Annotated in this window: 23 protein-coding genes; 5 read left to right on the top strand and 18 right to left on the bottom strand. The window is 36.7% G+C overall.

Features of this window, described 5'->3' with window-relative positions:
• Positions 1-146: 146 nt before the first annotated feature.
• The 4 genes from fabD to FBT53_RS02050 are packed head-to-tail and all read right to left on the bottom strand — an operon-like array spanning position 147 to position 4,529.
• Positions 147-1,031 (bottom strand): ACP S-malonyltransferase, encoded by an 885-nt coding sequence (fabD, locus tag FBT53_RS02065; RefSeq protein ID WP_136949509.1) that lies wholly within the window; start codon positions 1,029-1,031, stop codon positions 147-149.
• Positions 1,032-1,089: 58 nt separating this feature from the next.
• The gene (locus FBT53_RS02060; protein ID WP_136949508.1) at positions 1,090-1,599 is read right to left on the bottom strand and encodes a gamma carbonic anhydrase family protein; all 510 of its coding nucleotides are present in this window, start codon (positions 1,597-1,599) and stop codon (positions 1,090-1,092) included.
• A gap of 6 nt (positions 1,600-1,605) precedes the next feature.
• Positions 1,606-2,337, bottom strand: coding sequence for a LytTR family DNA-binding domain-containing protein (locus tag FBT53_RS02055; protein ID WP_136949507.1), 732 nt, complete (start codon positions 2,335-2,337; stop codon positions 1,606-1,608).
• Positions 2,337-4,529 (bottom strand): histidine kinase, encoded by a 2,193-nt coding sequence (locus FBT53_RS02050; protein WP_136949506.1) that lies wholly within the window; start codon positions 4,527-4,529, stop codon positions 2,337-2,339. Before FBT53_RS02050 ends, FBT53_RS02055 begins: the two co-directional genes overlap by 1 nt.
• A 204-nt stretch (positions 4,530-4,733) precedes the next feature.
• Between FBT53_RS02050 and FBT53_RS02045 the strand changes: the two genes are divergently transcribed.
• Positions 4,734-5,909, top strand: coding sequence for a VWA domain-containing protein (locus FBT53_RS02045; protein WP_136949505.1), 1,176 nt, complete (start codon positions 4,734-4,736; stop codon positions 5,907-5,909).
• A 43-nt stretch (positions 5,910-5,952) separates the two neighbouring features.
• Here FBT53_RS02045 and FBT53_RS02040 read toward each other — a convergent pair whose 3' ends face one another.
• On the bottom strand, positions 5,953-6,945 hold the full coding sequence (locus tag FBT53_RS02040) for a type IX secretion system membrane protein PorP/SprF (protein ID WP_136949504.1): 993 nt from the start codon (positions 6,943-6,945) through the stop codon (positions 5,953-5,955).
• Positions 6,946-7,066: 121 nt separating this feature from the next.
• Between FBT53_RS02040 and FBT53_RS02035 the strand changes: the two genes are divergently transcribed.
• The 4 genes from FBT53_RS02035 to FBT53_RS02020 all read left to right on the top strand — a co-directional run bounded on the left by FBT53_RS02035 (position 7,067) and on the right by FBT53_RS02020 (position 11,316).
• Positions 7,067-7,963 (top strand): NifU family protein, encoded by an 897-nt coding sequence (locus tag FBT53_RS02035; RefSeq protein ID WP_136949503.1) that lies wholly within the window; start codon positions 7,067-7,069, stop codon positions 7,961-7,963.
• Positions 7,964-8,029: 66 nt separating this feature from the next.
• A complete protein-coding gene (locus FBT53_RS02030) occupies positions 8,030-8,230 on the top strand; it encodes a dodecin family protein (RefSeq protein WP_136949502.1) in 201 nt (66 codons plus the stop codon).
• Positions 8,231-8,292: 62 nt separating this feature from the next.
• Complete coding sequence (locus FBT53_RS02025; RefSeq protein WP_136949501.1) at positions 8,293-10,395, top strand: thioredoxin domain-containing protein; 2,103 nt, start codon at positions 8,293-8,295, stop codon at positions 10,393-10,395.
• Positions 10,396-10,482: 87 nt separating this feature from the next.
• A complete protein-coding gene (locus FBT53_RS02020) occupies positions 10,483-11,316 on the top strand; it encodes a mechanosensitive ion channel family protein (protein ID WP_136949500.1) in 834 nt (277 codons plus the stop codon).
• On the opposite strand, the gene tsaB is transcribed toward FBT53_RS02020, so the two are convergent.
• The 13 genes from tsaB to FBT53_RS01955 form a co-directional block, all read right to left on the bottom strand.
• On the bottom strand, positions 11,313-11,993 hold the full coding sequence (tsaB, locus tag FBT53_RS02015) for a tRNA (adenosine(37)-N6)-threonylcarbamoyltransferase complex dimerization subunit type 1 TsaB (RefSeq protein WP_136949499.1): 681 nt from the start codon (positions 11,991-11,993) through the stop codon (positions 11,313-11,315). The two genes, FBT53_RS02020 and tsaB, sit on opposite strands and share 4 nt — an antisense overlap.
• A 17-nt stretch (positions 11,994-12,010) precedes the next feature.
• The gene (locus FBT53_RS02010) at positions 12,011-13,351 is read right to left on the bottom strand and encodes a TolC family protein (protein ID WP_136949498.1); all 1,341 of its coding nucleotides are present in this window, start codon (positions 13,349-13,351) and stop codon (positions 12,011-12,013) included.
• A gap of 44 nt (positions 13,352-13,395) precedes the next feature.
• On the bottom strand, positions 13,396-14,505 hold the full coding sequence (locus FBT53_RS02005; RefSeq protein WP_136949497.1) for an efflux RND transporter periplasmic adaptor subunit: 1,110 nt from the start codon (positions 14,503-14,505) through the stop codon (positions 13,396-13,398).
• Positions 14,506-14,546: 41 nt separating this feature from the next.
• On the bottom strand, positions 14,547-15,803 hold the full coding sequence (locus tag FBT53_RS02000; RefSeq protein WP_136949496.1) for an ABC transporter permease: 1,257 nt from the start codon (positions 15,801-15,803) through the stop codon (positions 14,547-14,549).
• Position 15,804: 1 nt separating this feature from the next.
• On the bottom strand, positions 15,805-17,034 hold the full coding sequence (locus FBT53_RS01995; RefSeq protein WP_136949495.1) for an ABC transporter permease: 1,230 nt from the start codon (positions 17,032-17,034) through the stop codon (positions 15,805-15,807).
• Positions 17,027-17,728 (bottom strand): ABC transporter ATP-binding protein, encoded by a 702-nt coding sequence (locus FBT53_RS01990; RefSeq protein ID WP_136949494.1) that lies wholly within the window; start codon positions 17,726-17,728, stop codon positions 17,027-17,029. The genes FBT53_RS01995 and FBT53_RS01990 overlap by 8 nt, the downstream gene beginning before the upstream one ends.
• A 92-nt stretch (positions 17,729-17,820) precedes the next feature.
• The gene (locus FBT53_RS01985; RefSeq protein ID WP_136949493.1) at positions 17,821-18,933 is read right to left on the bottom strand and encodes an efflux RND transporter periplasmic adaptor subunit; all 1,113 of its coding nucleotides are present in this window, start codon (positions 18,931-18,933) and stop codon (positions 17,821-17,823) included.
• 34 nt (positions 18,934-18,967) lie between these two features.
• Positions 18,968-20,227, bottom strand: coding sequence for an ABC transporter permease (locus tag FBT53_RS01980; RefSeq protein ID WP_136949492.1), 1,260 nt, complete (start codon positions 20,225-20,227; stop codon positions 18,968-18,970).
• A gap of 2 nt (positions 20,228-20,229) precedes the next feature.
• Positions 20,230-21,474, bottom strand: coding sequence for an ABC transporter permease (locus tag FBT53_RS01975; RefSeq protein WP_136949491.1), 1,245 nt, complete (start codon positions 21,472-21,474; stop codon positions 20,230-20,232).
• 85 nt (positions 21,475-21,559) lie between these two features.
• Entirely contained in the window at positions 21,560-21,784 is a 225-nt protein-coding gene (locus tag FBT53_RS01970) for a hypothetical protein (protein WP_136949490.1), read from the bottom strand.
• On the bottom strand, positions 21,785-22,315 hold the full coding sequence (locus FBT53_RS01965) for a DUF420 domain-containing protein (protein WP_136949489.1): 531 nt from the start codon (positions 22,313-22,315) through the stop codon (positions 21,785-21,787). It lies immediately after the preceding gene.
• Positions 22,315-23,058, bottom strand: a complete 744-nt coding sequence (locus FBT53_RS01960) for an SCO family protein (protein WP_136949488.1) — start codon at positions 23,056-23,058, stop codon at positions 22,315-22,317. Before FBT53_RS01960 ends, FBT53_RS01965 begins: the two co-directional genes overlap by 1 nt.
• Entirely contained in the window at positions 23,039-23,671 is a 633-nt protein-coding gene (locus FBT53_RS01955; RefSeq protein ID WP_136949487.1) for a hypothetical protein, read from the bottom strand. The genes FBT53_RS01960 and FBT53_RS01955 overlap by 20 nt, the downstream gene beginning before the upstream one ends.
• Positions 23,672-23,755: the final 84 nt, after the last annotated feature.

Raw genomic sequence — 23,755 nt, 5'->3', positions numbered from 1 at the left:
GATTTCATTTTCATTCTGAATATCAAGAATATAATAGTGTTTCGTATTTCTTTTGGGGGACCCAATATTACCAAAAAAACATAGACTTAAGTTAAAAGACAGCTAAAATCTATGTTTCTTAGATAAACTGCTTTTTATAGCGGTTTTTATGTAAGTATTACCCCTTCTGCAACTACCTCTCTATTAATCTTTTTCACCAAGCCTTGCAACACCTTTCCAGGGCCTACTTCTGTAAATTTAGTTGCCCCATCTGCTAGCATTTGCTCCACACTTTGCGTCCATTTTACTGGTGCCGTTAATTGTGCTATTAAATTCTCTTTTATTTCTTTAGAATCCGTTACTGCTGTAGTAGTTACATTTTGGTATACCGGACACACTGGCTCGTTAAATTGTGTTTGCTCTATGGCTGCTGCAAGTTCTTCTCTTGCCGGTTCCATTAAAGGAGAATGAAAGGCCCCACCAACAGGTAAAACCAACGCTCTACGTGCGCCTGCTTCTTTCATTTTTTCGCAGGTAGCTTCTATAGCCTTTATTTCTCCAGAGATGACCAATTGCCCAGGACAGTTGTAGTTGGCTGGCACTACTATACCTTCCATTTCGCTACAGATATCTTCTACCACTTTGTCTTCTAACCCTAAAACGGCAGCCATAGTACTTGGCTGCAATTCGCATGCTTTTTGCATCGCCATTGCGCGTTGAGAAACTAGCTTAAGTGCATCTTCAAAATGCAATGTTCCATTAGCGACAAGAGCAGAAAATTCTCCTAAAGAGTGACCTGCTACCATATCTGGCTTAAAACTCTCTCCCATTACTTTGGAAAGAATTACAGAATGCAAAAAGATAGCCGGTTGCGTAACTTTAGTTTCTTTGAGTTCTTCTGCTGTTCCTTGGAACATAATATCTGTCATAGAAAAACCAAGAATAGAATTGGCTTTCTCGAACATTTCTTGTGCTACAGGATACTTTTCATACAGGTCTAACCCCATACCCACAAATTGTGCTCCTTGTCCTGGAAATATATATGCGTTCATTGCTTTACGGTTTTAAGTTGCGCAAAAATAGGAAATCCAACCTTATAGCCAAGGTAACTTACTTAAACCAACTGCTGTAGGTTACATAGTTATTTGCTATCCTATCTATTTCTCCCGCACTTAGTTCCGGACTTACCTCTTTAATCTTTTTAGCAGGCATACCAGCATAAACAGTACCAGAGGCAACATGTGTACCCTTGGTAACCACTGCACCTGCTGCTATAATACTGTTACTTTCAATAACACAATCGTCCATAATTATAGCCCCCATACCAACCAAAACATTATCCTTTATGGTACAGCCATGTACTATGGCATTATGCCCAATAGATACATTATTACCAATTGTTGTGGGAGATTTTTGGTAGGTACAATGCACAACGGCGCCATCTTGTATATTAACCTTGTTGCCTAGTTTAATAAAATGAACATCACCACGCAGCACTGCATTAAACCATACGCTACATTGGTTACCCATGGTTACTTGCCCTACAATGGTTGCATTTTCTGCAATAAAGCAATCTGCTCCCCATTCTGGCGTATGTCCGTTTACGGTTTTTATCAACATAAAAGATTATTTAAAGTGTGCTAATAGTTCTGATTTTTTAGAGGCCGAAACAGAAAGTTCTTTACCATTTGTTAAAACAACACTGCCCCCCTTACCCTTCTTATATTTTACAATTTGATTTAAGTGCACCAAAAACGATTTATGAATTCTCACAAACGGAAATTCGCTCAATGCTTCTTCAAAATACTTAAGCGTTTTACTGACCACTATCTTCCGTTCTTCTAGATAAATTTCTGTGTAATTATCGTCTGCCTTGCAAAAATATATATCTGACACCTCTAGTACCTGAAAACCATCTTGTTGCGGAATAGTAATTTTACCTTCTGTTTTAGCAAAACCGCCTTGCAGCAATTGACCATCCAAAGCATTTTCTTTAGTTTTTATTGCAACCACATACTCTACGGCTTTAACCAATTCGTCTATATCTATAGGCTTCATTAAATAATATGCAGCATGATTGTTCAAAGCATCTAATGCATAATGATTGTAGGCAGTGACAAAAACTGTCTCAAAATTGCGGTCTGGCAACTGCTCCAACAAATCGAACGCATTACCAAAGGGCATTTCTACATCTAAGAACACTAAGTCCGGTTGCTTTTCTTTAATAATAGCGACTCCTTCTTTGATGGTAGCCGCCTCTCCTACCAAGGCAACATCTGGACAATATTTTGCTAAATAATTGCCTAATATTTCTCTACTATTGGCTTCGTCTTCTACTAGTATGGCTGTTAATTTCATTAATCCTTTTTTAAACGTAAAATTACCTTTGTACCTGTTTCATCATCATACAAATTGGCCACAGTAACATCTACTTTATTTTTATACATATCATTTAAAATCGCTACACGTTTTTTAATGTTACCCATGCCCTTAGATTTTTGTTTTTTCTGATGCTGCGTCTTGAGCATGGCAGATTGCTTTCTACCAATACCATTGTCCAAAATGGTTACCTCTAATTCGTCTTGGCTTGGTTGCTGAATTTCAATTCTTAAAAAGCCTTTTTCCTTTTTATATCTTAATCCATGCCAAACCGCATTCTCCACATAGGGTTGTATTAACATTGGAGGAATTTCGAATTGATTTATCACTACTTCTTCCCCAATTACGATATCATAATCGAACTTATCTGGGAAACGTGCATGCTCCAACTTAACATACAGTTGCAGCAGTTCTAACTCTTTTGCAAATGGAATAAAATCTTCTTCAGAATTTTCTAATACGGTACGCATCAACTTAGAAAAATCGCTCAAATATCTATTAGCACTACGCTCATCACTCTTAGCAATATAATTGTTGACAGAATTTAGGGCATTAAAAATAAAATGAGGGTTCATTTGAGTTCTTAGCGATTTTAAAGCTAATAGGTTGTTGGCTAGTTTTTGTTTTTCGTTACTACGATAGTATAAAAATGCAATTAAGCCCAATAAGGCTAAGCCCGCCACTAAGGAGTAAATGAGCCATTTTTGCCAATTGGTTCTTGTTTGGAACAACTGCTGCTCCGTCAAGGCTAAATTGTATTTACTCTGTGCTAATTCTCGCTCTTGCTCTAAAGAAGAGATTCTATTCTGCTTGTTTACAATATCCCTATTTAATCTGGACAATCTAGACAGTTCTTGTTCTTTTCTAATATATAAAGTATCTACTAAGGTTACGTAAGATTGATAGGTCTGGTACGCCTTGCTGAAATCGCCTTTGTATTCATACACTTCTGATAGTTTACGTGTAGCATCTTTTTGTACAATTAAATCGTCCTCAGAATCCGCCTCAACAATACTTTTCTGCAAATAAGGTATGGCCTCTTCTAGCTTATCTTGAGCTATATAGGCATTTGCTATTTTGTAATTAATTCGCTGCCTAGTAATGGAATCTGACGCCGCTGCATTTTTTTCTTTAGCTACCCGCTTTTTAGGTAAGGCATTTAGCTGATTTAAGCTTTCTTTTCTAAGCTGAATCTCGTCTGTAAACCTGTTGCTTTTATTGTAAAAATCTGCCACCTTCTCGTTCTCTTGAATTGCTCGTTGTGGCGCTTGTTGTTTGGAAAGCTTTAGCGAATTATTATAATATCCTTCGGCTTCTATTTTTCTATCCTTTGCAGCATAAGCATCCGCAATTTTACTGGTAAGGTCCGTTACTTTAGGACTTACTTGGTTTTGCTCTGCAACCCGTAAACTTTCTTCATAAAACTCTAAAGCTTTGCGCGTATCTCCCAATCCTTTATGTGCATCTGCCTGCAACTCCAGATACGCTATGTGCTGGTAGGGTACCATCCGCTTAATTTTTTCTAATTTTTTAAGCTCTGTAAGTGCAGCTTTATAATCTGTAGCAAGCACTAAAGCCTCTGACAACAACAGTGCAGATTTAATAGTTTTTTTGGCTTTTAAGGCATCTTGTAGGTTGGCCACAGCCAAATCATACTGTTGGTGGTATAAATATACTTCTCCCAACAACGTAAGACTTGTGTTTAATTGTGATTTGGTAGGGCTAATCGTTGGACTAGCAATAGATTTAGCAATAAAATCTAAACTCTTTTCTATATCCTTCTTTTTGTAGTATTGTGCAGAATCCAAATAACGTTGGTATTCTTCTTGACTAGACATTCCACGGCCACTCCTGTCTTCATCATAATCCACTACTTCTAAAATTACTTCTTCTTTAGAGGTAATTCTATGCCTTACGGTGACAATATCAGCACCACTAAAAATAAGCTCCTCTCCTATTCTAGCGTTGATAACAAAAGTCCCGAAAGCATTTGTGGTCGTATAAGCTCCTGCATCCGTACTCACATTTACACCTGCTATAGGTTTACCAGTGTTCCCTGCTCGTACTTCCCCGCTCAGCTTAAACAAACCGGAATCCAATTGTGTACTTTGACTAAAAGAATTAGCAACCACAAAAAGTAAAAACGACACAATGTAATAACGATACTGCATAACATAATTATCCCAGTAAACTTAGGCTATTTAGGGTGATATAAAAAATGACTTTTAGCAATAAACGGCCCCATTTAACTTAGTTACAACCACTTTACTCAATTAAAAAGCCTAGACACTCATTCCGCAACACCAGAACCTAATTATCGATTTTTCTAAAATAAAACTCCCTATAGTTTTGGAGCAACTAAAAAAGAAATCATCATGAGAAAAACACGATTTTTATTAAGCACTACCATGGCTAGCTTTTGCTTATTAAATGTTTATAGTTGCAATTTTAACACTCCTACCAATGAAGCATTAGAAACCGCCCAAGCAGGTGTACTTGTACACCCTGAACCTGAAAAGCAGTTTGTAAAAATTGCGTTGCTTTTAGATACAAGTAATAGTATGGACGGGCTCATTAACCAAGCCAAAGCACAGTTATGGGATATTGTAAACGAATTCTCTTATGCTAAGTGTGGCAATGACCAGCGGCCAGAATTACAGATAGCGCTTTACGAGTACGGTAATGACAATCTTTCTTCTAGGGAAGGCTATTTAAGGCAGGTTTTACCTTTTAGTTCTGATTTAGATGATATTTCAGAAAAATTATTCTCACTAAGCACCAATAGTGGTGAAGAATATTGCGGAACGGTAATCAACACATCTTTAAAACAGTTAGATTGGGGTAAAAATCAAGATGATTTAAAACTTATTTTTATTGCAGGTAATGAACCTTTTACCCAAGGCGGCTTAAATTACAAAGATGCGGCAAGCCAAGCCAAAGAAAAAGACGTGGTAGTAAACACCATTTTCTGCGGTAACTATGCACAAGGAATTGCTACACAGTGGAAAGACGGTGCTATACGTACTGGAGGCGACTACATGGCAATTGACCATAACGCAGAACAGATTTATGTACACACTCCCTATGATAACCAAATAATGAGGTTAAATAGTAAGCTTAACCAAACGTATGTAGCATACGGTAGTCTAGGCAATGCCAAACTACAAAAGCAACGAGAACAAGACAGCAATGCCTATGAGGTAGAGGCAGAGGTAGCTGTAAATAGAGCTGTTAGCAAAAGCAGTAAAATGTATAAGAATTCTTCTTGGGACTTAGTGGATGCTGTAGAAGATAAAGCTGTGTCGGTATCTGAGCTGGAAGAAGACGCCTTACCTAATGAATTAAGAGGTAAAACTGACGAAGAGATTAACACTATTTTAAAAAAACGAAAGGCAGAACGAGAAAAATTGCAATCCGAAATACAAAAATTGAATGGGAAACGAGAAATCTACATAGCCAAACAGGCCAATAAAGGTGGTGAACTAGAAAATGCCATGCTTAACGCCATTAAAAAACAAGCCGCTAAAAAGCATTTTAGGTGGGAAAAATAAGTGTTCAGCAAAAAGAAAGGCAGCAGTAATGCTGTCTTCTTTTTTAATTAGCCGCAGGGCAATGGCAATCGTATCTGTCTTTACGCTGCTCACCAAAATCGTAGCCTAAGGTAATTTGATGAAATCCACCATTATCAAAACGGATATCACCCGATTGGTAAGAATAATTATAAGAAAACATAAATCGGTTAAGATTCACCCCAACTATAGGGGTGAACAACTGCAACCGTTGTTCTCCAAACGTACCATCTTGTTGAAATTGTGCTCCATCAAAACTTCTCCTATAAGAAAGACCGGCCCAAAGTGTCGTGGTCGGATTCAAATCTTTATACACCTTCGCATTAATATCAACAGTTTTTTCCTTGGTAAAATCTGTTAGTTGAAATAAGACAGATGGTTCTATTCTAAACTCACCTTTACCAAAAACATACCCCGCAGAGATTAGATATCTTCTAAGATTATCAAACTCTGCTAACGTATACAAATCCCTACCAGAACCCAAAAGGTTTAGTATTGCTGCATGGGCATAAAATTCTAAATAGTTATAAGAAACACCTAAATCTACATTAAAATAGCTTACTGTATTCTTAACACCACTCACTTCTGGATCTGGAACAACAGATCTAAATTCAGTTTCATCTAAGCTACTTAAAATAGCTCCGGCACTTAAACCAAAAGACAATTGATTTAATGTTCTAAAATCACCTGCTAATTGCAAATGATGCGCATAAGTACCTTTAAATCCTGTTTGAGAGTGATACCCATTGGCATCATTAAAAAGTATAAACCCTACACCACTTCTGTTACCTACTCTAAAATTTGCATTAAGGGTTTGCAAACTTGGTGCTTCATCCACATTAAACCACTGTTTGCGGGCAGTTAACCTTATCTTACCCCCCTCTCCAATCCCTACCATTGAAGGGTAGACTAGATAATAGTTATCTGCTAAATAATCAAAATAAACCGGAATACCCTCTTGGGCCTTACTTGTAGGCACAAGTGCAATCAAAAGAATAAGTAAAAGGAGCTTTTTCATTGGTATGGGGCTATGTGTTGCTCTATGTTAACTAAAAACAACTACTATAACGCATCAAAAGTAGTATTATTATATGCGTTGTTCCCCATAAATACTTTGTATTTTTGTCAAAATTTTAGCCATGAAAGAATATAATATCACGGTGGTAGAGACTAACAATCCTGCCATTTTAAAGTTTGAGGCAAATCATTTTTTAGTAAAGAACAATTACGAATTTAAAAATATAGACGAGGCTAAATCTAGCCCCTTAGCACAACAGCTTTTTCATCTTCCGTTTATTAAAACGGTATATGTTTCTGGTAATTTCATTGCACTAGAACGTTTTGATATTGTACAATGGAATGATGTTAAGGACGAAGTAGCTCAGAACCTAGTAGAATACTTAAACGCGGGCGAGCCAATTGTAATGGAAGAAACAAAAGATACCACTCCTGTTTCTGTGTATGCAGAGGTAACTCCTAATCCGGCTGTGATGAAGTTTGTCCTAAACAAACCTATTGTCCCTTCTATTTTTGAATTCAAAAATATTGATGAAGCCAAAGAATCTGAACTGGCTACACAATTGTTTCATTTTCCGTTTGTAAAAGAGGTGTTTTTGGATCAAAATTATGTTTCGATTACAAAGTTTGATGTAGCTGAATGGAATGATGTTACTATGGAATTGCGTGAGTTTATCCGAACTTATTTTACTGAGGGCAAAGCAGCAGTTTCAGAAAATGCTCTTTCACAAACCAAAGCTTCTAACAAAGTAGAATCGCAACCAGAGGTGGAGTATGATGATACCTCCAAGGCAATTATAGATATCTTGGAAGAATATGTAAAGCCAGCTGTAGCAAGTGACGGCGGTAATATTCTCTTTCAATCTTACGAACCAGACACTAAAAAGGTTAATGTTATTTTACAAGGTGCTTGTAGCGGATGCCCATCTTCTACCTTTACACTTAAAAATGGCATAGAAACCATGCTTAAAAATATGCTTGGTGACCGTGTGGAAGAGGTAGTTGCGCTTAACGGTTAACTTTAAAATTCCCCATATTTTGTAAAGAATTTCTTATCTTAAAGAAATTTAAAAACAGTAACTATTATGGCAGTTTTAAAAGTAATTGAAGTATTGGCAAACTCTAACAAAAGTTGGGAGGATGCCACCAAAAATGCCGTGGAGCAGGCTTCTAAATCCGTAAAAAACATACGTTCTGTTTACGTAAATGAACAGAATGCGACGGTAAAAGATGGAAAAATAGATGAATTCCGTGTGAATGTTAAAATCACTTTTGAAGTGAATTAATTAAATTTACCGAATAAATTAGCGCCTATTACGGCGCTTTTTTTGTTTTAAACCGAAACTGAATGAAAAAACTACAGCTTGCACTACTAACCATAATCTTGCTAATAGGGTGCAAAAACAACCAAGAAGCTATGAAACATAAATACACCAATGCTCTAATAGAAGAAACTAGTCCGTATTTATTGCAACACGCTCATAATCCAGTAAATTGGGAAGCTTGGAAACCAGAGGTTTTAGAACGAGCTCAAAAAGAAAATAAACCATTGTTAATTAGTATTGGCTATGCGGCTTGCCATTGGTGTCATGTAATGGAAGATGAAGTTTTTGAAAACGATTCTATTGCAGCCTACATGAACCAGAACTTTGTTAATATAAAAATAGACCGTGAAGAACGCCCAGATGTAGACCAGATATACATGGATGCCCTACAAATGATGACGGGTAATGGTGGGTGGCCATTGAATATCGTTGCACTGCCAGATGGCCGTCCGTTTTGGGGCGCTACTTACCTACCAAAAGAAAATTGGACCAAGTCCTTGGAAAGTCTAGTAGAATTATACAAAAATGAACCTGCTAAAGTAGAGGAGTTTGCAACCAATTTAGAAAAAGGGATTAAAGCTATTAATCTGGTGGAAAGTAAAAATAGCGAAGTTAGTTTTAAAGACGATGAACTACAATTGGCCGTACAAAAATGGAGCACCTATTTTGACACTTTTTTAGGTGGCTACAAACGCGCTCCTAAATTTATGATGCCCAATAATTTAGATTTTTTATTGCATTATGGTGTGCAACAAAAAAATGACAGCATTTTAGAATATGTAAATACCACATTAACCAGAATGGCCTATGGGGGAATATTTGACCCAATTGATGGTGGTTTTTCTCGCTATGCCGTAGATACTAAGTGGCATGTACCCCACTTTGAGAAAATGCTTTATGACAACGGACAATTAATAAGCCTTTACAGCAAAGCTTACGCAGTCACTAAAAATCCGCTGTACAAAGAAACTGTAGAGAAGTCTATAGCATTTGTTAGGAGTGAATTAAGTGATTCTAATGGTGGTTTCTATTCTTCTTTAGACGCAGACAGCCATAATAAGGACGGAGAATTAGAAGAAGGCGCATTTTATGTGTGGACAGAAACTGAATTAAAGCAATTATTGGGCGATAAATTTGAAACATTTAAACAATACTACAATATCAATTCTTATGGATTGTGGGAAGACGAAAATTACGTGTTGATACGGGATAAAAAAGATGATGAAGTTGCAAAAGAGTTGGGTATTACGCAGGAGGATTTACATCAAACTATTTCTGAAAGTATTGTTATTTTAAAACAAGAGCGAGATAAGCGAGAAAAACCAAGATTGGACGATAAAATTCTTACCTCTTGGAACGGCTTAATGCTAAAAGGTCTTACCGATGCCTATCGCTATTTACAAGACGAATCCTATCTTAAATTAGCACTGGCCAATGCGGATTTTATTACCGCAGAAATGATGAATGATGATGGTTCTTTGTATAGAAATCATAAAGCTGGGAAAAGCAACATCAATGCATTTTTAGAAGATTATGCTACCGTAATAGAAGGTTTTATTGGATTGTATGAGGTTACTTTTGATGAAAAATGGCTAAAGCACGCTCAAAAACTGATGGGTTATACTTTACTTCATTTTATAGATGATAAGAGTGGGTTGTTCTTTTACACATCAGACAATGACCAAAAATTGATAAGACGCTCAATAGAAATAAATGACAATGTGATATCGTCTTCTAATTCTATCATGGCTAACAACCTCATCAAACTACACAAAATTTATCCGGATGAGCCTTATGGAGAAATTGTAGAACGCATGGTAGCACAAGTACAAGATAATTTTATGACAGATGCTCAAACCTTTGCGAATTGGCTTCATTTGGTGCAGTACAACAATCATAATTTTTATGAAATTGCCTTACTAGGAGAAAATTACAAAAGCATAGGAGCAGAACTAGCCAGCCATTACATCCCAAATAGTATTTTAGTTGGCGCTGCAAATGGAAACAGCAAATTGCCCTTATTAGAAAACAGATATGTTCCAGGAGAAACCATGGCCTATGTTTGTATAGAAGGAAGCTGTAAATTACCTGTAAACACAGCTTCGGCAGTGTTAAAACAACTTTAAAAGGGGACTAAACTTTAACCCAGTTTTAATTGTTAATATTTGAAATGTTTATGCTTATTAGTTAGGTTGTGCTCTAAAATGAAAGCTATGTTAGAACAATTTCAAAATTATGAGGAACACATATCTAAAGCTATAGATTGGGTATGGAAACTCGTTCCGAATATAATACTCGCAATACTACTTTTAGTTGTAGGCTTATGGTTTGTACGCCTTATCAATAAAATGGTGCGCAAATTCTTTGATAAAAAGGATTACGACCCTACTTTAGAAAGCTTTTTGCAGAGCTTCATAAGCATTGTCTTAAAAGTTCTGCTATTTGTACTTGTAGTGACTCAGTTAGGAGTAAAAACTTCTTCCCTAATTGCTATAATTGGAGCAGCAGGTTTGGCCATTGGTTTGGCATTACAAGGCTCACTTTCCAATTTTGCTGGCGGTGTACTCATCTTGCTTTTTAAACCCTTTAAGATAGGTGATTGGATTTCTGCACAAGGCGTAGATGGTTCCGTGAAAGAAATTTCTATTTTCAATACTAAGCTCAATACCTTTGGTAATCAATTGGCAATTGTACCTAATGGTCAATTGGCAAACGGAAATATTGTAAACTACAGCGCAGAACCTATTCGTAGGGACAATTATACGGTTGGGATTGGCTATGGTTCCAATATTAAAAAAGCAAAGGATATTTTACTAGAACTTTGTGCGGATGACGAACGAATTCTTAAAGAACCTAAACCAGAGGTTTACGTAGCAGAATTAGCAGATAGCTCTGTAAATCTTTCTTTACGCTGGTGGGCTAAGAATGAAAATTTCTGGGGCGCCAAATTTAATCTTATAGAACAATCTAAACTTAAGTTTGATGAGGCTGGTATAGAGATACCTTTTCCGCAACGTGTCATTCACAGTCAGGAAATAGAAGATTAAGCTTTTTTCTTTTTGGTTTGTAACACAAAATCCTTAAGATAGTAAGGTTCAAAATACGCAACATCTTCAAACTGTTGTTGTTTGTATTTAATAAAAGATAAGTGTGCCATTTGTGCTGCAGATGGCACTTTTTCTGTGTGATAGCTAAATTTATCAGTACCGAGCTGCTCCATGCATTTTTCTGCACCATTACCCACCAAATGCACATTTCCTTTAGTTGCATAATCGGCAAACGATTCTTCTGTAATTATTTCTGCATCCGTAGCGCGTATCTCTTTATAATTTACATCAAAAACACAGGAATAAACTTCCATACGCCTAGCGTCTAAAACAGGTACGATGAAATCCCCAGTAGGAATTTCTATTTGATGAGCTAAACTTTCTAAGGTAGGCACAGCAATAAGCGGTTTATCCAAGGAAAAGCTTAAACCCTTAGCTGCAGACACTCCAATACGCAAACCAGTATAAGAACCTGGCCCTTTACTCACCGCAATGGCATCTATATCTAAAAATGACAAAGAAGCCTTTTTTAAGGCTTCTTTTATAAAAAGATGCAATTGTTCTGCGTGGGAATAATTAGCTGTATTTTCTTCTACCAAAGAAACTAATTCTCCGTTTACCCCAATACTTACGGAACAATTGGTTGTTGCTGTTTCTAAATTTAGTATCCTAGCCATAATGGCTACAAAGATACCTAGTTCAATTGTATTGGTAAACCAAAATAGAATTCTAGTATTTTAATTCTAAATATGTAATCATATTTGGTTCTAATTACGTTAGCTTCTGCATCATCCACACGAGACTGTGCTTGGCTAAAGTCAAAACTATTCATTAAGCCTACTTCAAATCTATCTTTAGCATAATCATAAGCTATACGCCTAGCTTCTAATGTTTTCTGTGCGGCTTCATATGCTTTACCAAAAGTTTTAACGTCAACATAACTCTGTTGTATTGTTGCTTCTAGAGCTAGTTTATCAGCCTCGTACTGCAACTTAGTTCTATCTAAAGCAATTTTTGCTCTGGTTACGTTATTTCTAGTACTCCAGCCATTAAATATGGGAACGTTTAATTGTGCTCCGTAAGAAATACCATCATTCAACCACAACTGATCAATAAAATTTAAATCTTCTCCTGTGAATGGATTTCTATTTTGATCAGAATATCTTGTATTGTAGTTAAAGAAAGCCCCTAGGGTTGGCATATAAGCTCCTTTAGCAATCTCAACATCCTTTGCTGCTAAATCCACATTAGCCTGAGAAAGTTGTATGTCATTCCTAAAGGTTAATGCCTTATCAAAAATAGTTTTAGCAGAATTATCTAAAATACTCGTTGGCGGCACCTCAAAAGAATCGTCTGCAATATCAAAGCTATCATAATCTGTAATTTGTAAAAATTGCGCCAAATTAATTTTAGATATCAATACCAATCCTTCATTATTAACTATTTGTTGTTGTTGGGAGGCAACGGTAGCTTCCAATTCTAGCAAATCGCCTTTTGGCACAACGCCTGCGTCTACCAACTCTTTAGTCCTATTCAAATCTTGCTCTGTGACCGCTAATTGTGCTTTGGCAACTTTTAAGGCCTCTTTATTAGATAATATTTGCAAATAGGCATTAGCTACATTAAGTCTAATATCATCTACCAAATCATCTAGACGATATTGCCCCGCAATGGCATTTAATTTAGCTCGCTGTAGGTTTTTAAAGTTTCTCAACCCATCAAACAACGTTACTGAAGAGGTCAAATTCATACTAGAAGACATAATAGTACCGGAAACTAAATTATTAGTGGTTGGATCTAATATTAAACCCGTATTACCAGAAACAGAAGCTTGCCCGTTTAAGCTTGGTATAAAAGCACCTAACGCATCTGATTTGTCTAATTTTACACTTTCCAAATCTAGATTAAACTGTGCAACACTTATGTTATGCTCTACTGCGTAGGTAACGCATTCTTCTAAGGTCCATTTTTTTACCTGCGCATTGCACAAACTAATAGCGCTGATTAATGTGAATATTGCTATTTTAAATTTCATTCGTTTTTTGATTTTGTTTGATTATAAAGGTTGATTGATGCCTATTATTTATCGTCAGATTTCTTTTCTAGCTTATTCCAAACCTTCACTTTATCACCTTCTTCCAGACCCGAAACCACTTCTACATGAATACCATCACTCACACCAATTTCTATCTCTTTACGTTCGTATTGGTTTTCACCAGTTTCTACTTCTACGTATGGTTTTTCGGTTTCTTTATCAAATTGAAGTAAGGCTTCTTTAATTGCCAATACATCTTTCTTTTGATCTAAAACTATAGAGGCATTTGCACTGTAACCTGCACGTACTTGGGTGCTATCACTAACTTCTAAATCGCCTTCAATTTTAAATTGTACGGCTCCTTCTTCTTCTACTCCTTTGGGTGCAATGAACTTTAATTTGGCTGTAAACTTAGAAGATTCTAGGGCTCCCAAACTAATTTCTAAGGGCATACCAACGTGTAATTTGCCTACTTCAGCTTCGTCCACTTCGCCCTCAAAAATCATTTTGTTCATATCTGCGATAGTGGCAATAGTAGTACCGTCATTAAAATTGTTACTCTGTATCACTTGGTCTCCTTCTTCTACAGGAATTTCTAGAATAGTACCATCTACCGTTGCGCGGATATTGGTGTTTGCACTAGAAGAGCCGCCAGCGGAACCTCTTAATATAATTTGATAATCGTTCTGTGCATTTTCTAATTCCAATTTAGCTTGATCAAAAGCTAACTGAATATTCTGAAAATCTTGGGCAGATACCACTCCTTTATCAAAAAGTGCTTTGTTTCTATTAAAATCTGTTTGCGCATTGGTTAATGCTACTTTTGCATTGTTAACCCTACCCCTTGCTTGATTTACAGATTGTTCATTTGGAACCACTTTAATTACAGCAATAAGTTCTCCTGCTTTTACTTTCACGCCTTCTTCCAAATACACTTTTTCTATAATACCAGAAATCTGTGGTTTAATCTCTATTTCATCTTCTGGTATTACTTTACCTGTTACAATGACCTTATTAACAATATCTTGCTTTTCTACGGTCTCCGTTTTAAATAATTGCGACGGCTTGCTGTTCTTTTTTAAGAAAACAGTTATTGCACCTAAAATGACTAAAACGCCAATTGCAATTAGTCCGTATTTTAAATATTTGTTCATTGTGCTATGATTTGTATTTGATTAGTTATTTTGTTATTTGATTATTCTTCTCTTAAAGCCTCTATTGGTCTTATTTTAAGCGCTCTATTTGCTGGTATTAAACCTATTAATACACTAAGACCTACCAGTAGGAAAAATGAAACTAAAAATTGAGGTATGCTTATCATGGGATTTACAAACGGAAACTCCTCTCCAGAGCCAAATGCGGCATCTAAACCAGATAAAATACCTATAGAAATAGAAAAGCCAATAAGGCCCGCAAAGGCTGTTAATACAATTGCTTCTAAAAGTATTTGTCTCTTTACTATCTTAGGAGTAGCTCCCATAGCCCTACGGACACCAATTTCTTTAGTACGCTCTTTAATGGTAATAAGCAAAATGTTACTAATTGCTATAACCCCCGCTAGTAAGGTAAATATTCCCACAAAAAATGAAAATCCTTGCAGTACCATTGTAAAAGCAGTTATGTTGTTAAATATTTCTGACATATCAAAACTACCAATGGCACGCTCATCTTCAGGAGAAATATCGTACTTGTTTTTTAGCAAGGTTTTTATCTGACTTTCAACAAAAGAAACTTTGGTATTGGGTTCTACAGATATGGCCATCCAACCCATTCTATCCCCAGAACCAAACGCTTTTTGGAACGTGGTAAACGGAATAAAAACAGTATTCTCACCATCTATATTGATGTTATCATTAGGTTTGTAAATACCAACTATAGAAAAGAATACTCCGTTGATACGCAGCTCCTGGCCGATAGCTTCTTCTCCTTTATCAAAAAGTAGCTCGTATGTTTCTTCTCCTATGACACATACTTTTTTGGACTGTTTGATATCATTGTTATTTAAGAAACGGCCCGCTACCAATTTCTTTTTGGTAATCTCATCTATCTGCGGATAATCTCCATAGACAGCAGAGCCACTTGTTCTACCATTTCTATATACGGTAACTATACCCCTATGACTACCTAATTCAATTCTAGGTGCTAGGGTTTCTATGGCTGGAATGTTTTTCTTTAAAATCTCTGCATCTTCAATTTTAAATCGTATTCGCCTACCACGCTCAAATCCTTTATAAGGCTCAGAGGTAGATTGCCCCCAAACAAACAAACTGTTTGAAGCTGTACCAGCAAAAATCTTATCAAAACCATTACTCATACCATTGGCAGACCCTAGTAATAAGATAAGAATTATCATTGCGAAGATGACACCCAACATAGTTAAGAACGTGCGAAACATGTTCTTTCCTAAGGTATGGAAAATCTCTGACCATAAATCTCTATCGAACAACCACATATTACTTATCTGTTAATGCTACAATTGGTTTTACTTTGGCTGCTTTCATAGCAGGCAAAAGACCCGCTAATACGCCAGCAATAATCAAGATGATAGTAGCCGTAACCACCGTTCCTGTGCTTACACTTGGGTTGGTAAATGCTGGCGACTGTATATTAGGCCCAACTAATGCAAGAATAAGTGATGCAAACAATAAGCCTACAAAACCAGAAATAGTAGTGATAAAAACGGATTCTAAAATTACAAGATTCACTATCTGACTAGGTCTTGCGCCCAATGCTTTACGGATTCCTATTTCTTTAGTACGTTCTTTTATGGTAAATACCATAATATTACCAATACCTACGATACCCGCAATTAAAATTAAAACGCCAACTCCAATCCCAATAAATCTTAAAACCGCAGTAAACTTGCTTACGTTATCAAAGGCTTCGGCGTAATTCCAAACTCCAAGAGCCGCTTGGTCTTCTGGAGCAATTTTAAACCTTCGCTTCAATAAAATCTCTAATCGTTCAGAAAACTCTAAGGCTTCTGTTATATCGTAATTGGGATTGTAGGTAAGTGCAATGGAGTTAATGACATTAGTATTACCATAAATACGCTGAAAAGTACTTACGGGAGCGTAAATATTTCGTTCTGCATTATCATCTCCTTCGTCGGTAAACACACCAATAACTCTAAAAGGTAGTCCATTAAATTCTACAAATTGCCCTAATGGTTCTTCCTTATCAAACAAATCCTCTGCCACCTTTCTACCAATTACCGCTACCTTGGCTTTATTTACAAAATCGGCTTCATTTATATATCGGCCAGACATCACTAAGGTTTTCTCTATCATCTGATGGTCTGGGTGCACTGCTTGTACACTGTAAGAACCTGTTTCACTTTTGAATCTAGCCGTAACATTGGTGTAATACCTTGCACTTAAATACTCTATATCTTTAGGAAAACTTTGTTTGATATACTCTAAATCATCATTCTTAAATTGAATGCGTCTTCCAGCTTCAAATCCGCCATAAGCTTTTGTTGTTGTACCAGACCGCACAAAAATTGAGTTATTAGCATCATCATTAAATTGCGTGTAGAAACCGTTTTGCATACCGTTTACCGAAGCTAACAGCATCACCAAAATAAAAATGGCCCACCCCACAGAAAACCCTGTTAAAAAAGTACGAAGTTTATTCTTTTTAATGGTATTAAAAATTTCTTGCCAAACGTCTCTATCAAACATACTGCGCGGCTCTAACTTGTTCTACTTTTTTATCCTCTACAATAACACCATCTTTTAAATGCACTACACGTTTGCACATTTCTGCAATGTCTGGCTCATGGGTTACTACTAGTATAGTATTGCCTTCGTCATTAATTTTTTGGATTAAATCCATCACTTCATAAGACGTTTTACTATCCAAAGCTCCCGTTGGCTCATCTGCTAATAACACCTTGGGTTCGGCTGCTAACGCTCTGGCAATAGCCACACGCTGTTTTTGCCCTCCAGAAAGTTCACTAGGCAAGTGATGCGCCCAGTTTTTTAATCCCACTTTTTCTAAATAAGAAATAGATTTTTGTTGTCTTTCTTTACGAGCAACTTTTTGATAGTATAAAGGCAAGGCTACATTCTCTGCGGCAGTTTTATAATTGATAAGGTTAAAAGATTGAAAAATGAAGCCCAAGAATTTATTACGGTATTGTGCTGCTTTGGTTTCATTTAAATCTTTAATAGGCACACCATCTAAATGATATTCTCCACTATCTGCACCATCTAGCATCCCTAGAATATTCAATAGTGTGGATTTACCAGAACCCGACGAACCCATTATGGCAACGAGCTCCCCCTCTTCAACATTAAAATTAATTCCTTTTAAAACGTGAAGGGAATTGCTCCCCATACGGTAAGATTTATGAAGGTCCTTGATTTCTATCATGATTGGTTAATTTGCTATTTGGCTCGCTATATGCTATTTGACTACTGATTATATCTTTTGTTACACGGTAAAGGTGAAAATTATGTTAAAGCTTACATTGCTCCCATATCATCTTCTACGTTGTTCCACACCTTTACCTTATCTCCCTTATGGATACCAGATTTTACCTCTACATGTATACCATCACTAATACCTAATTCTACATCTCTACGCTCAAATTGCTGCGCGCCTGTGGCTACCTCTACATAAGGTTTCTTGGTTTTTTGATCAAATTGCACTAACGCTTCCTTAACCGCCAACACACTATCTGCTTTAGCTAAAATAATAGAGGCATTTGCACTTAACCCTGCCCTAATAAATGTGGTGTCTTGTTTGGTTAAGGTCCCTTTAATTTCAAACTGTATCGCTCCATTTTCTTCCACGCCTTTTGGAGCTATATAATCTAAGACGGCATTAAAAACCTGGTCTTCTATGGCACCAACAGTAATTTCTAAAGGTAAGTTCTCCTTTATTTTACCAACTTCTGACTCATCTACCTTCCCTTCAAAAATCATTTTTTCTACATCTGCGATGGCAGCGATGGTTGTCCCTTCATTAAAATTATTACTTTCTATCACTTGGTTTCCTTTCTCTACCGGCACATCTAAGACCATTCCGTTTACGGTAGACCTTATTAAGGTATTCGCTTGGTTACCATAACCACTTGCCGTACCTGTTCTTACAATATCATATCTTTTAGTAGCGGCGTTATACGATTGTTTAGCTTGATGGTAGCTTACCTCTGCCCGTTCTAAATCTGTTTTAGAAATAACTCCTTTATCAAATAGGGTCTGTTGGCGTTCCCAATTTCTTTTTTGGTCATCCAAGTCTATTTTTGCTCGGTCTATTGCATCTCTAGCATCATTTACTGCACTTAAATTAGGAACCACTTTTATTTTTGCTAGCAAATCGCCCGTTTTTACATAATCACCTCCTTCTACAAATACTTCTTCTATCACCCCAGAAATATTGGGTTTTATAAGCACTTCTTCTAAGGGCAAAATACTACCCGTTGCCACCGTTTTTTTGACAATAGTTTGCTTGGTAGGCTCCTCTGTTTGATACACCACAGGGTCTTCCGCATTCTTAGAATACAAATAATACATAGCGCCAGAAAAACCTAAAACTATGGCCGCTAGTATGATTATAGTTACTGATTTTTTCATTTTTATTCTTCTTTTTGATTGTTGCTTTTGTTATTTATTCTGTTCTTAGCGCCTCTATAGGTCTTACTTTTATAGCAGCGTTAGCTGGTAAAAATCCTGCCAATAAACCTGCTACGACTAATACCGTTAAAGCACCAGTAACCACTTGTAAGCTGACACTTGGATTTAAAAACATATCTACTGGGCCCACGCTGTCTAATAGTGTATTAATGCCGTAAATTGCCAACGCTCCAAAAATGATACCCGTCATCCCAGAAATGAGCGTTAAGAAAATAGATTCCATTAAGATTTGCTTTTTTATAGATATAGGCGATTCTCCTAGTGCACGGCGAATACCAATTTCTTTTGTTCTTTCTTTAACCACAATTAACATAATGTTGCTCACGCCAATTATACCAGAAAGCAAAACGAATGTCCCAACTATTATCGCTATCCAACGGATGCCCGCAAACAGACTTTCTACTCGGTTATATTGTTGGTATAAATCAAAATACCCAACCGCCCTATTATCTTCTGGATGCACTTTGTGGTTTTGCTTCATTAAGCTGATAATGTCTTCCTTTAATACGGAAATAGAATGACCGTCTTCTGCTGTAATCGCCATCCAGCCAACAGTCTCGCCCATATTAAATGCCTGAGAAAAAGCGGTAAAAGGAACAAAAATTTCCTTTTGTGCTTCTTCCCCTCCATTGCTAGAGTTTTTCTTGTACGTACCAACGACCATAAAATTCACGCCCTGAATTTTTATGTAGGTTCCTAAAACCTCTTCGTCCTTGCTGTACAAATCATTTTTAACGCCAAGACCAATTACAGCCACCTTTCTATTTTCTTCTAGGTCGTTATAATTAATAAATCTACCTGAAGTTACAGTCATTGGGTCCTGATTTATAATCTCTGGATAATCGCCATAAACATTATAAGCACCGGCTTGTAATCCACGAACCACATTATTACCACCCCCATTAAAACCACCTAATTGATTACGCGGTGATATAAAACGAAGATGAGGCACATTGTCCCTTATGGCTTGAACATCGCTACGTTTAAACTCAAACCTTCTATCTTTTGGCAAACCTTCAAAAGGCTTGGTGGTTCTTCTGGTCCACATAAACATGGTATTGGTGGCAATATCTCCAAAATCACTCCTAATACCATTCTCTAACCCTTTGCCAGCGGCTAGCAACACTATCAAAATAAAAATACCCCAAAACACTCCAAAAGCGGTAAGCAGTGTTCTAAACCAATTACTGGTTAGAACCTCTAAAATTTCTTTCCAACGGTCTCTGTTCAACATAGCTATTCGTCTCTAAGTGCTTCTATAGTGTGTACTTTGGCAGCTTTCCACGCAGGAAAAAAGCCTGCAATAGTTCCTGCCAATACAAGAACAATTACTGTAGTAAAGGCTACGTTAAAATTTACAGAAGGGTTTAAAACGTAATCTATCTCTATATGTGGGCCAACTATTTCTAATAAAGCCATGCTAAAAATTAATCCTCCAAAACCAGAGATTGCCGTCACAAAAATGGCCTCGTGTAAAATCATACCAACTATAGACCACGGTTTTGCACCAAGTGCTTTACGTATGCCAATTTCTTTGGTTCTTTCTTTAACCACAATAAGCATTATGTTACTCACCCCTACTACACCCGCTATGATGGTGCAAACGCCTACAAACCAGAAAAATATTTTAATGTTATTGGTTAAACCATAATAACGTTTGGCTTCTTCCATCGCGCTCCAAACATCAATACCACTGGTATCGTCTGGAGCTATGGTATGTACTTGTTGTAGATACGTTTTTAAACCTGCTTTAAACCTTATCGCTTCACTAACTGCCGTTTCAAAATCTTCTTGCGGCGGCAAGGTAAACGCCATATTATTTACAATGTCCCCACCATTAAACACTTTCTGAGCAGCAGAAATAGGAATATAAATCCGTTCCTCTTCCCTATCTTCATATTCTTTATAGACGCCAATAATCTTAAAAGGGATGCCTGAAAGCTCAATATATTCTCCTAGAGGAGAAGGTACTTCTGTAAATACGTCTGTTCTAATCTTTCTGCCGATTACCGCCACCTTAGCGGTTTCCGATTCGTCTTGCGGATTTATAAACCGGCCCTCTACCATTTTGGCGTTTTCTATGAACTGAAAATTAGCACTTACTCCCTGAATTCCATACACTAGGGATTCTTTGCCGTAGTTTACAGCAACGTCATTGACAAAAATTCGAGGGCTATTAAATTCTAAATCGTTTTGAAATAACGCAACTGAATTGGCGTAATTTTCATTGTTCAAACGAATACGCCTACCAGGATTCATTCCTTTAAACTCTTTGCTGGTGGTTCCTGGCCAAACCCAAATACTGGTAGCAGCATCTTGCTTAAACTCTTGCTCAATGCCATTACGCATGCCTTGACCAAAACCTAATAAAATGACTAAAATGAAAATGCCAGAGGCCACGGATATCCCGGTTAAGAAAGAACGAAGTTTATTCTTTCTTAGGGTATCGAAGATTTCTTGCCACCTTTCGATATCGAACATTTGATTGGTTTTTTGATTGATGAAATACGTTTCCGTACTTCTATAGGACTACAATCCAACCAAATTGTTACAGTTCCGTAGTAATTTATGCAGATTTTCCGCGTATTTTTCTGTAAATAAAGAAAAACAGTCCTCCTACCAAGATGTAGGGAATAGCCATTAAGTAAACAATACCGTTGTTAATACCTTCTGCTTGACTATTATCAGTTTCGCTCTCCAAGGCAGCTCTACACATGGCACATTGTGCTTCTGCCACTTCTGGCACAAAGAGCAATATGAATCCTAATATGATGATAACTTTCCACTTCATCTACACGTAATAAGGAGCTATCATTATATATACTACTACACCCGTTACTGCTACATACAACCAAATAGGAAATGTTATTTTGGCCCATTTCCTATGCGCTCTAAAGTCTTGTAGGTAAGCCTTACTGTATGTAATTAAAACCAGTGGAATAATTGCTATGGATAAAATTATATGAGTAGCTAGTATGAATAGATAAATGTATTTGATTGCTCCTACTCCGCCAAAAGGGGTTGAATCTGATGTCATATGATACGCTACATACATTACCAAGAACAATAATGAAAATACAATACAGCTTGTCATTAAATTCTGGTGTAACTTTTGGTTTCCTTTTTTTATAGCTATAACAGCCCACACTAGAAATATTGCTGTAAGACCATTAATACTTGCATAAATAGGCGGTAAAAAGGATAAAGGTGCTACGTTAGGTATACGATACCTAAATAGCACGGCAACTACAACAGGAATTACTATGGATAAAATGGTAATCCACAATTTAATTCTCTTTTCCTTAACTGCTACATCCTCCATTACTCTAATAATAATTTATTAATATCTTCTTTTAGCATTGTTATTTGCTGGGTTTCACCTTCCTTATTAACGCCCTGCTTTTCTGTAATGGTTCCACGATAGTAAATAATAGGATTCCCAAATGCATCTACTCTAGAGCGCAAGTATCCGTTTTTATCTACCAAAGCAAACATGCCACTATGTTCAAAACCACCAGGTGCATCTTCCACTTCATTAGCCATAATATAAAAACCTTCTGATGCTAATTGATGTATCTGCTCTTGTTGCCCCGTCATAAAATTCCAATCCTTATCTGTTATCCCATACTTTTCTGCATACGCCCTTAAACGTTCTGGAGTATCGTATCTTGGATTTATACTAAAGGAAGCAATTCCAAAATTATCTTGACCTCCAAATTTATCTTGTATTTCCACCAAATTAGAAGTCATTACGGGGCAAATTGTTGGGCAGGTAGTAAAAAAGAAATCTACCACATACACTTTACCTAGATAATCCTTGTTTGTCACTAGAACACTATCTTGGTTATAGAAAGCAAAAGGAGGCACCTTACGTTTTGTGCCGTTGTTTACTATGAAACTTAATGGCTCTTCAATCGCAGTACCCGCCATTCTATCGTTTTCTACAATGGTACCGTCTTTTATTCTTTTTGTAATCTCGCACACAGCAAAGATTCCAAACACCAATACAATGGTAGAAACCCAGACATAAGTGTATTTCTTCTTATTACTTGCTCCTTGTGGCATTGTTCTTTTTTAGTGCTAATCTATATTCTGCAAGGATAATCTTTACATCATCCTCCATTTTATTATTCAACTCCGCGACAGAAGTAGCGTTATACCCATATTTAGTTCCTTCATCCTCATCGTCTTTTCTACCTCGTAGATTAGCATCTTTGTCTACTATAAATACGTAATTGGACCCTAAATCCTCATCTAACTTCAAATTGCTATTTAAACTATTAAAGATTGATTTGACTTCTTTAGCATCCGCAAAGACAAAGTTCCATTTATCAATCTCAGAAAGCTTACCAAGCTCTTCTTTTAAGGAATTTACCGCTGCCTCTTGCCCTTTTGGAACTAGCATTACAAACTGAAAATCCTTAAACTCTGAAAACCGTTTGTAAATTTTTTGATTTAAATTGAAAGCATTTGCGCTTTTAGAAGCAACATCAACGCCCAAAAATCCAAGGATAGTTATCTTACTTTTAAATTCAATACTATCACCGATTACAGCAACATCCTCTACATTCTCTTGTAATACTGGTAAACGCCCAAAATTATTGACTCCAGAAGCAAAGAATAAATACGCCACTAAAGGCAGTACAAATAAAACAATAAGTACAAAAGTCTTTTTCATAACAAGCAGCAAATTACCAATCTTATATCACCATAAAACTGGTTAAAAACTAGAGTACAAAAATAAAAAAAGGCGGTCTTAAAA

The organism is Flavobacterium sp. ASW18X (assembly GCF_005144745.1).
In the GTDB taxonomy this organism is placed as follows: Bacteria; Bacteroidota; Bacteroidia; order Flavobacteriales; family Flavobacteriaceae; genus Croceivirga.
Note: the sequence above shows the minus strand (reverse complement) of the source record. Positions and strands in the feature narration are given on the sequence as shown.

What these genes read in the sequence shown, in the direction of transcription:
- FBT53_RS02020 (WP_136949500.1), top strand. Translation starts at nt 10,483, where the DNA reads ATGTTAGAACAATTTCAAAATTATGAGGAACACATATCTAAAGCTATA.
- FBT53_RS02060 (WP_136949508.1), bottom strand. Translation starts at nt 1,599, where the DNA reads ATGTTGATAAAAACCGTAAACGGACATACGCCAGAATGGGGAGCAGAT.
- FBT53_RS01995 (WP_136949495.1), bottom strand. Translation starts at nt 17,034, where the DNA reads ATGTTTGATAGAGACGTTTGGCAAGAAATTTTTAATACCATTAAAAAG.
- FBT53_RS01980 (WP_136949492.1), bottom strand. Translation starts at nt 20,227, where the DNA reads ATGTTGAACAGAGACCGTTGGAAAGAAATTTTAGAGGTTCTAACCAGT.
- FBT53_RS01985 (WP_136949493.1), bottom strand. Translation starts at nt 18,933, where the DNA reads ATGAAAAAATCAGTAACTATAATCATACTAGCGGCCATAGTTTTAGGT.
- FBT53_RS01955 (WP_136949487.1), bottom strand. Translation starts at nt 23,671, where the DNA reads ATGAAAAAGACTTTTGTACTTATTGTTTTATTTGTACTGCCTTTAGTG.
- FBT53_RS02045 (WP_136949505.1), top strand. Translation starts at nt 4,734, where the DNA reads ATGAGAAAAACACGATTTTTATTAAGCACTACCATGGCTAGCTTTTGC.
- FBT53_RS02035 (WP_136949503.1), top strand. Translation starts at nt 7,067, where the DNA reads ATGAAAGAATATAATATCACGGTGGTAGAGACTAACAATCCTGCCATT.
- FBT53_RS02010 (WP_136949498.1), bottom strand. Translation starts at nt 13,351, where the DNA reads ATGAAATTTAAAATAGCAATATTCACATTAATCAGCGCTATTAGTTTG.
- fabD (WP_136949509.1), bottom strand. Translation starts at nt 1,031, where the DNA reads ATGAACGCATATATATTTCCAGGACAAGGAGCACAATTTGTGGGTATG.
- FBT53_RS02050 (WP_136949506.1), bottom strand. Translation starts at nt 4,529, where the DNA reads ATGCAGTATCGTTATTACATTGTGTCGTTTTTACTTTTTGTGGTTGCT.
- FBT53_RS02025 (WP_136949501.1), top strand. Translation starts at nt 8,293, where the DNA reads ATGAAAAAACTACAGCTTGCACTACTAACCATAATCTTGCTAATAGGG.
- FBT53_RS02030 (WP_136949502.1), top strand. Translation starts at nt 8,030, where the DNA reads ATGGCAGTTTTAAAAGTAATTGAAGTATTGGCAAACTCTAACAAAAGT.
- FBT53_RS02040 (WP_136949504.1), bottom strand. Translation starts at nt 6,945, where the DNA reads ATGAAAAAGCTCCTTTTACTTATTCTTTTGATTGCACTTGTGCCTACA.
- FBT53_RS01960 (WP_136949488.1), bottom strand. Translation starts at nt 23,058, where the DNA reads ATGCCACAAGGAGCAAGTAATAAGAAGAAATACACTTATGTCTGGGTT.
- FBT53_RS01990 (WP_136949494.1), bottom strand. Translation starts at nt 17,728, where the DNA reads ATGATAGAAATCAAGGACCTTCATAAATCTTACCGTATGGGGAGCAAT.
- FBT53_RS02005 (WP_136949497.1), bottom strand. Translation starts at nt 14,505, where the DNA reads ATGAACAAATATTTAAAATACGGACTAATTGCAATTGGCGTTTTAGTC.
- FBT53_RS02055 (WP_136949507.1), bottom strand. Translation starts at nt 2,337, where the DNA reads ATGAAATTAACAGCCATACTAGTAGAAGACGAAGCCAATAGTAGAGAA.
- tsaB (WP_136949499.1), bottom strand. Translation starts at nt 11,993, where the DNA reads ATGGCTAGGATACTAAATTTAGAAACAGCAACAACCAATTGTTCCGTA.
- FBT53_RS01970 (WP_136949490.1), bottom strand. Translation starts at nt 21,784, where the DNA reads ATGAAGTGGAAAGTTATCATCATATTAGGATTCATATTGCTCTTTGTG.
- FBT53_RS01975 (WP_136949491.1), bottom strand. Translation starts at nt 21,474, where the DNA reads ATGTTCGATATCGAAAGGTGGCAAGAAATCTTCGATACCCTAAGAAAG.
- FBT53_RS01965 (WP_136949489.1), bottom strand. Translation starts at nt 22,315, where the DNA reads ATGGAGGATGTAGCAGTTAAGGAAAAGAGAATTAAATTGTGGATTACC.
- FBT53_RS02000 (WP_136949496.1), bottom strand. Translation starts at nt 15,803, where the DNA reads ATGTGGTTGTTCGATAGAGATTTATGGTCAGAGATTTTCCATACCTTA.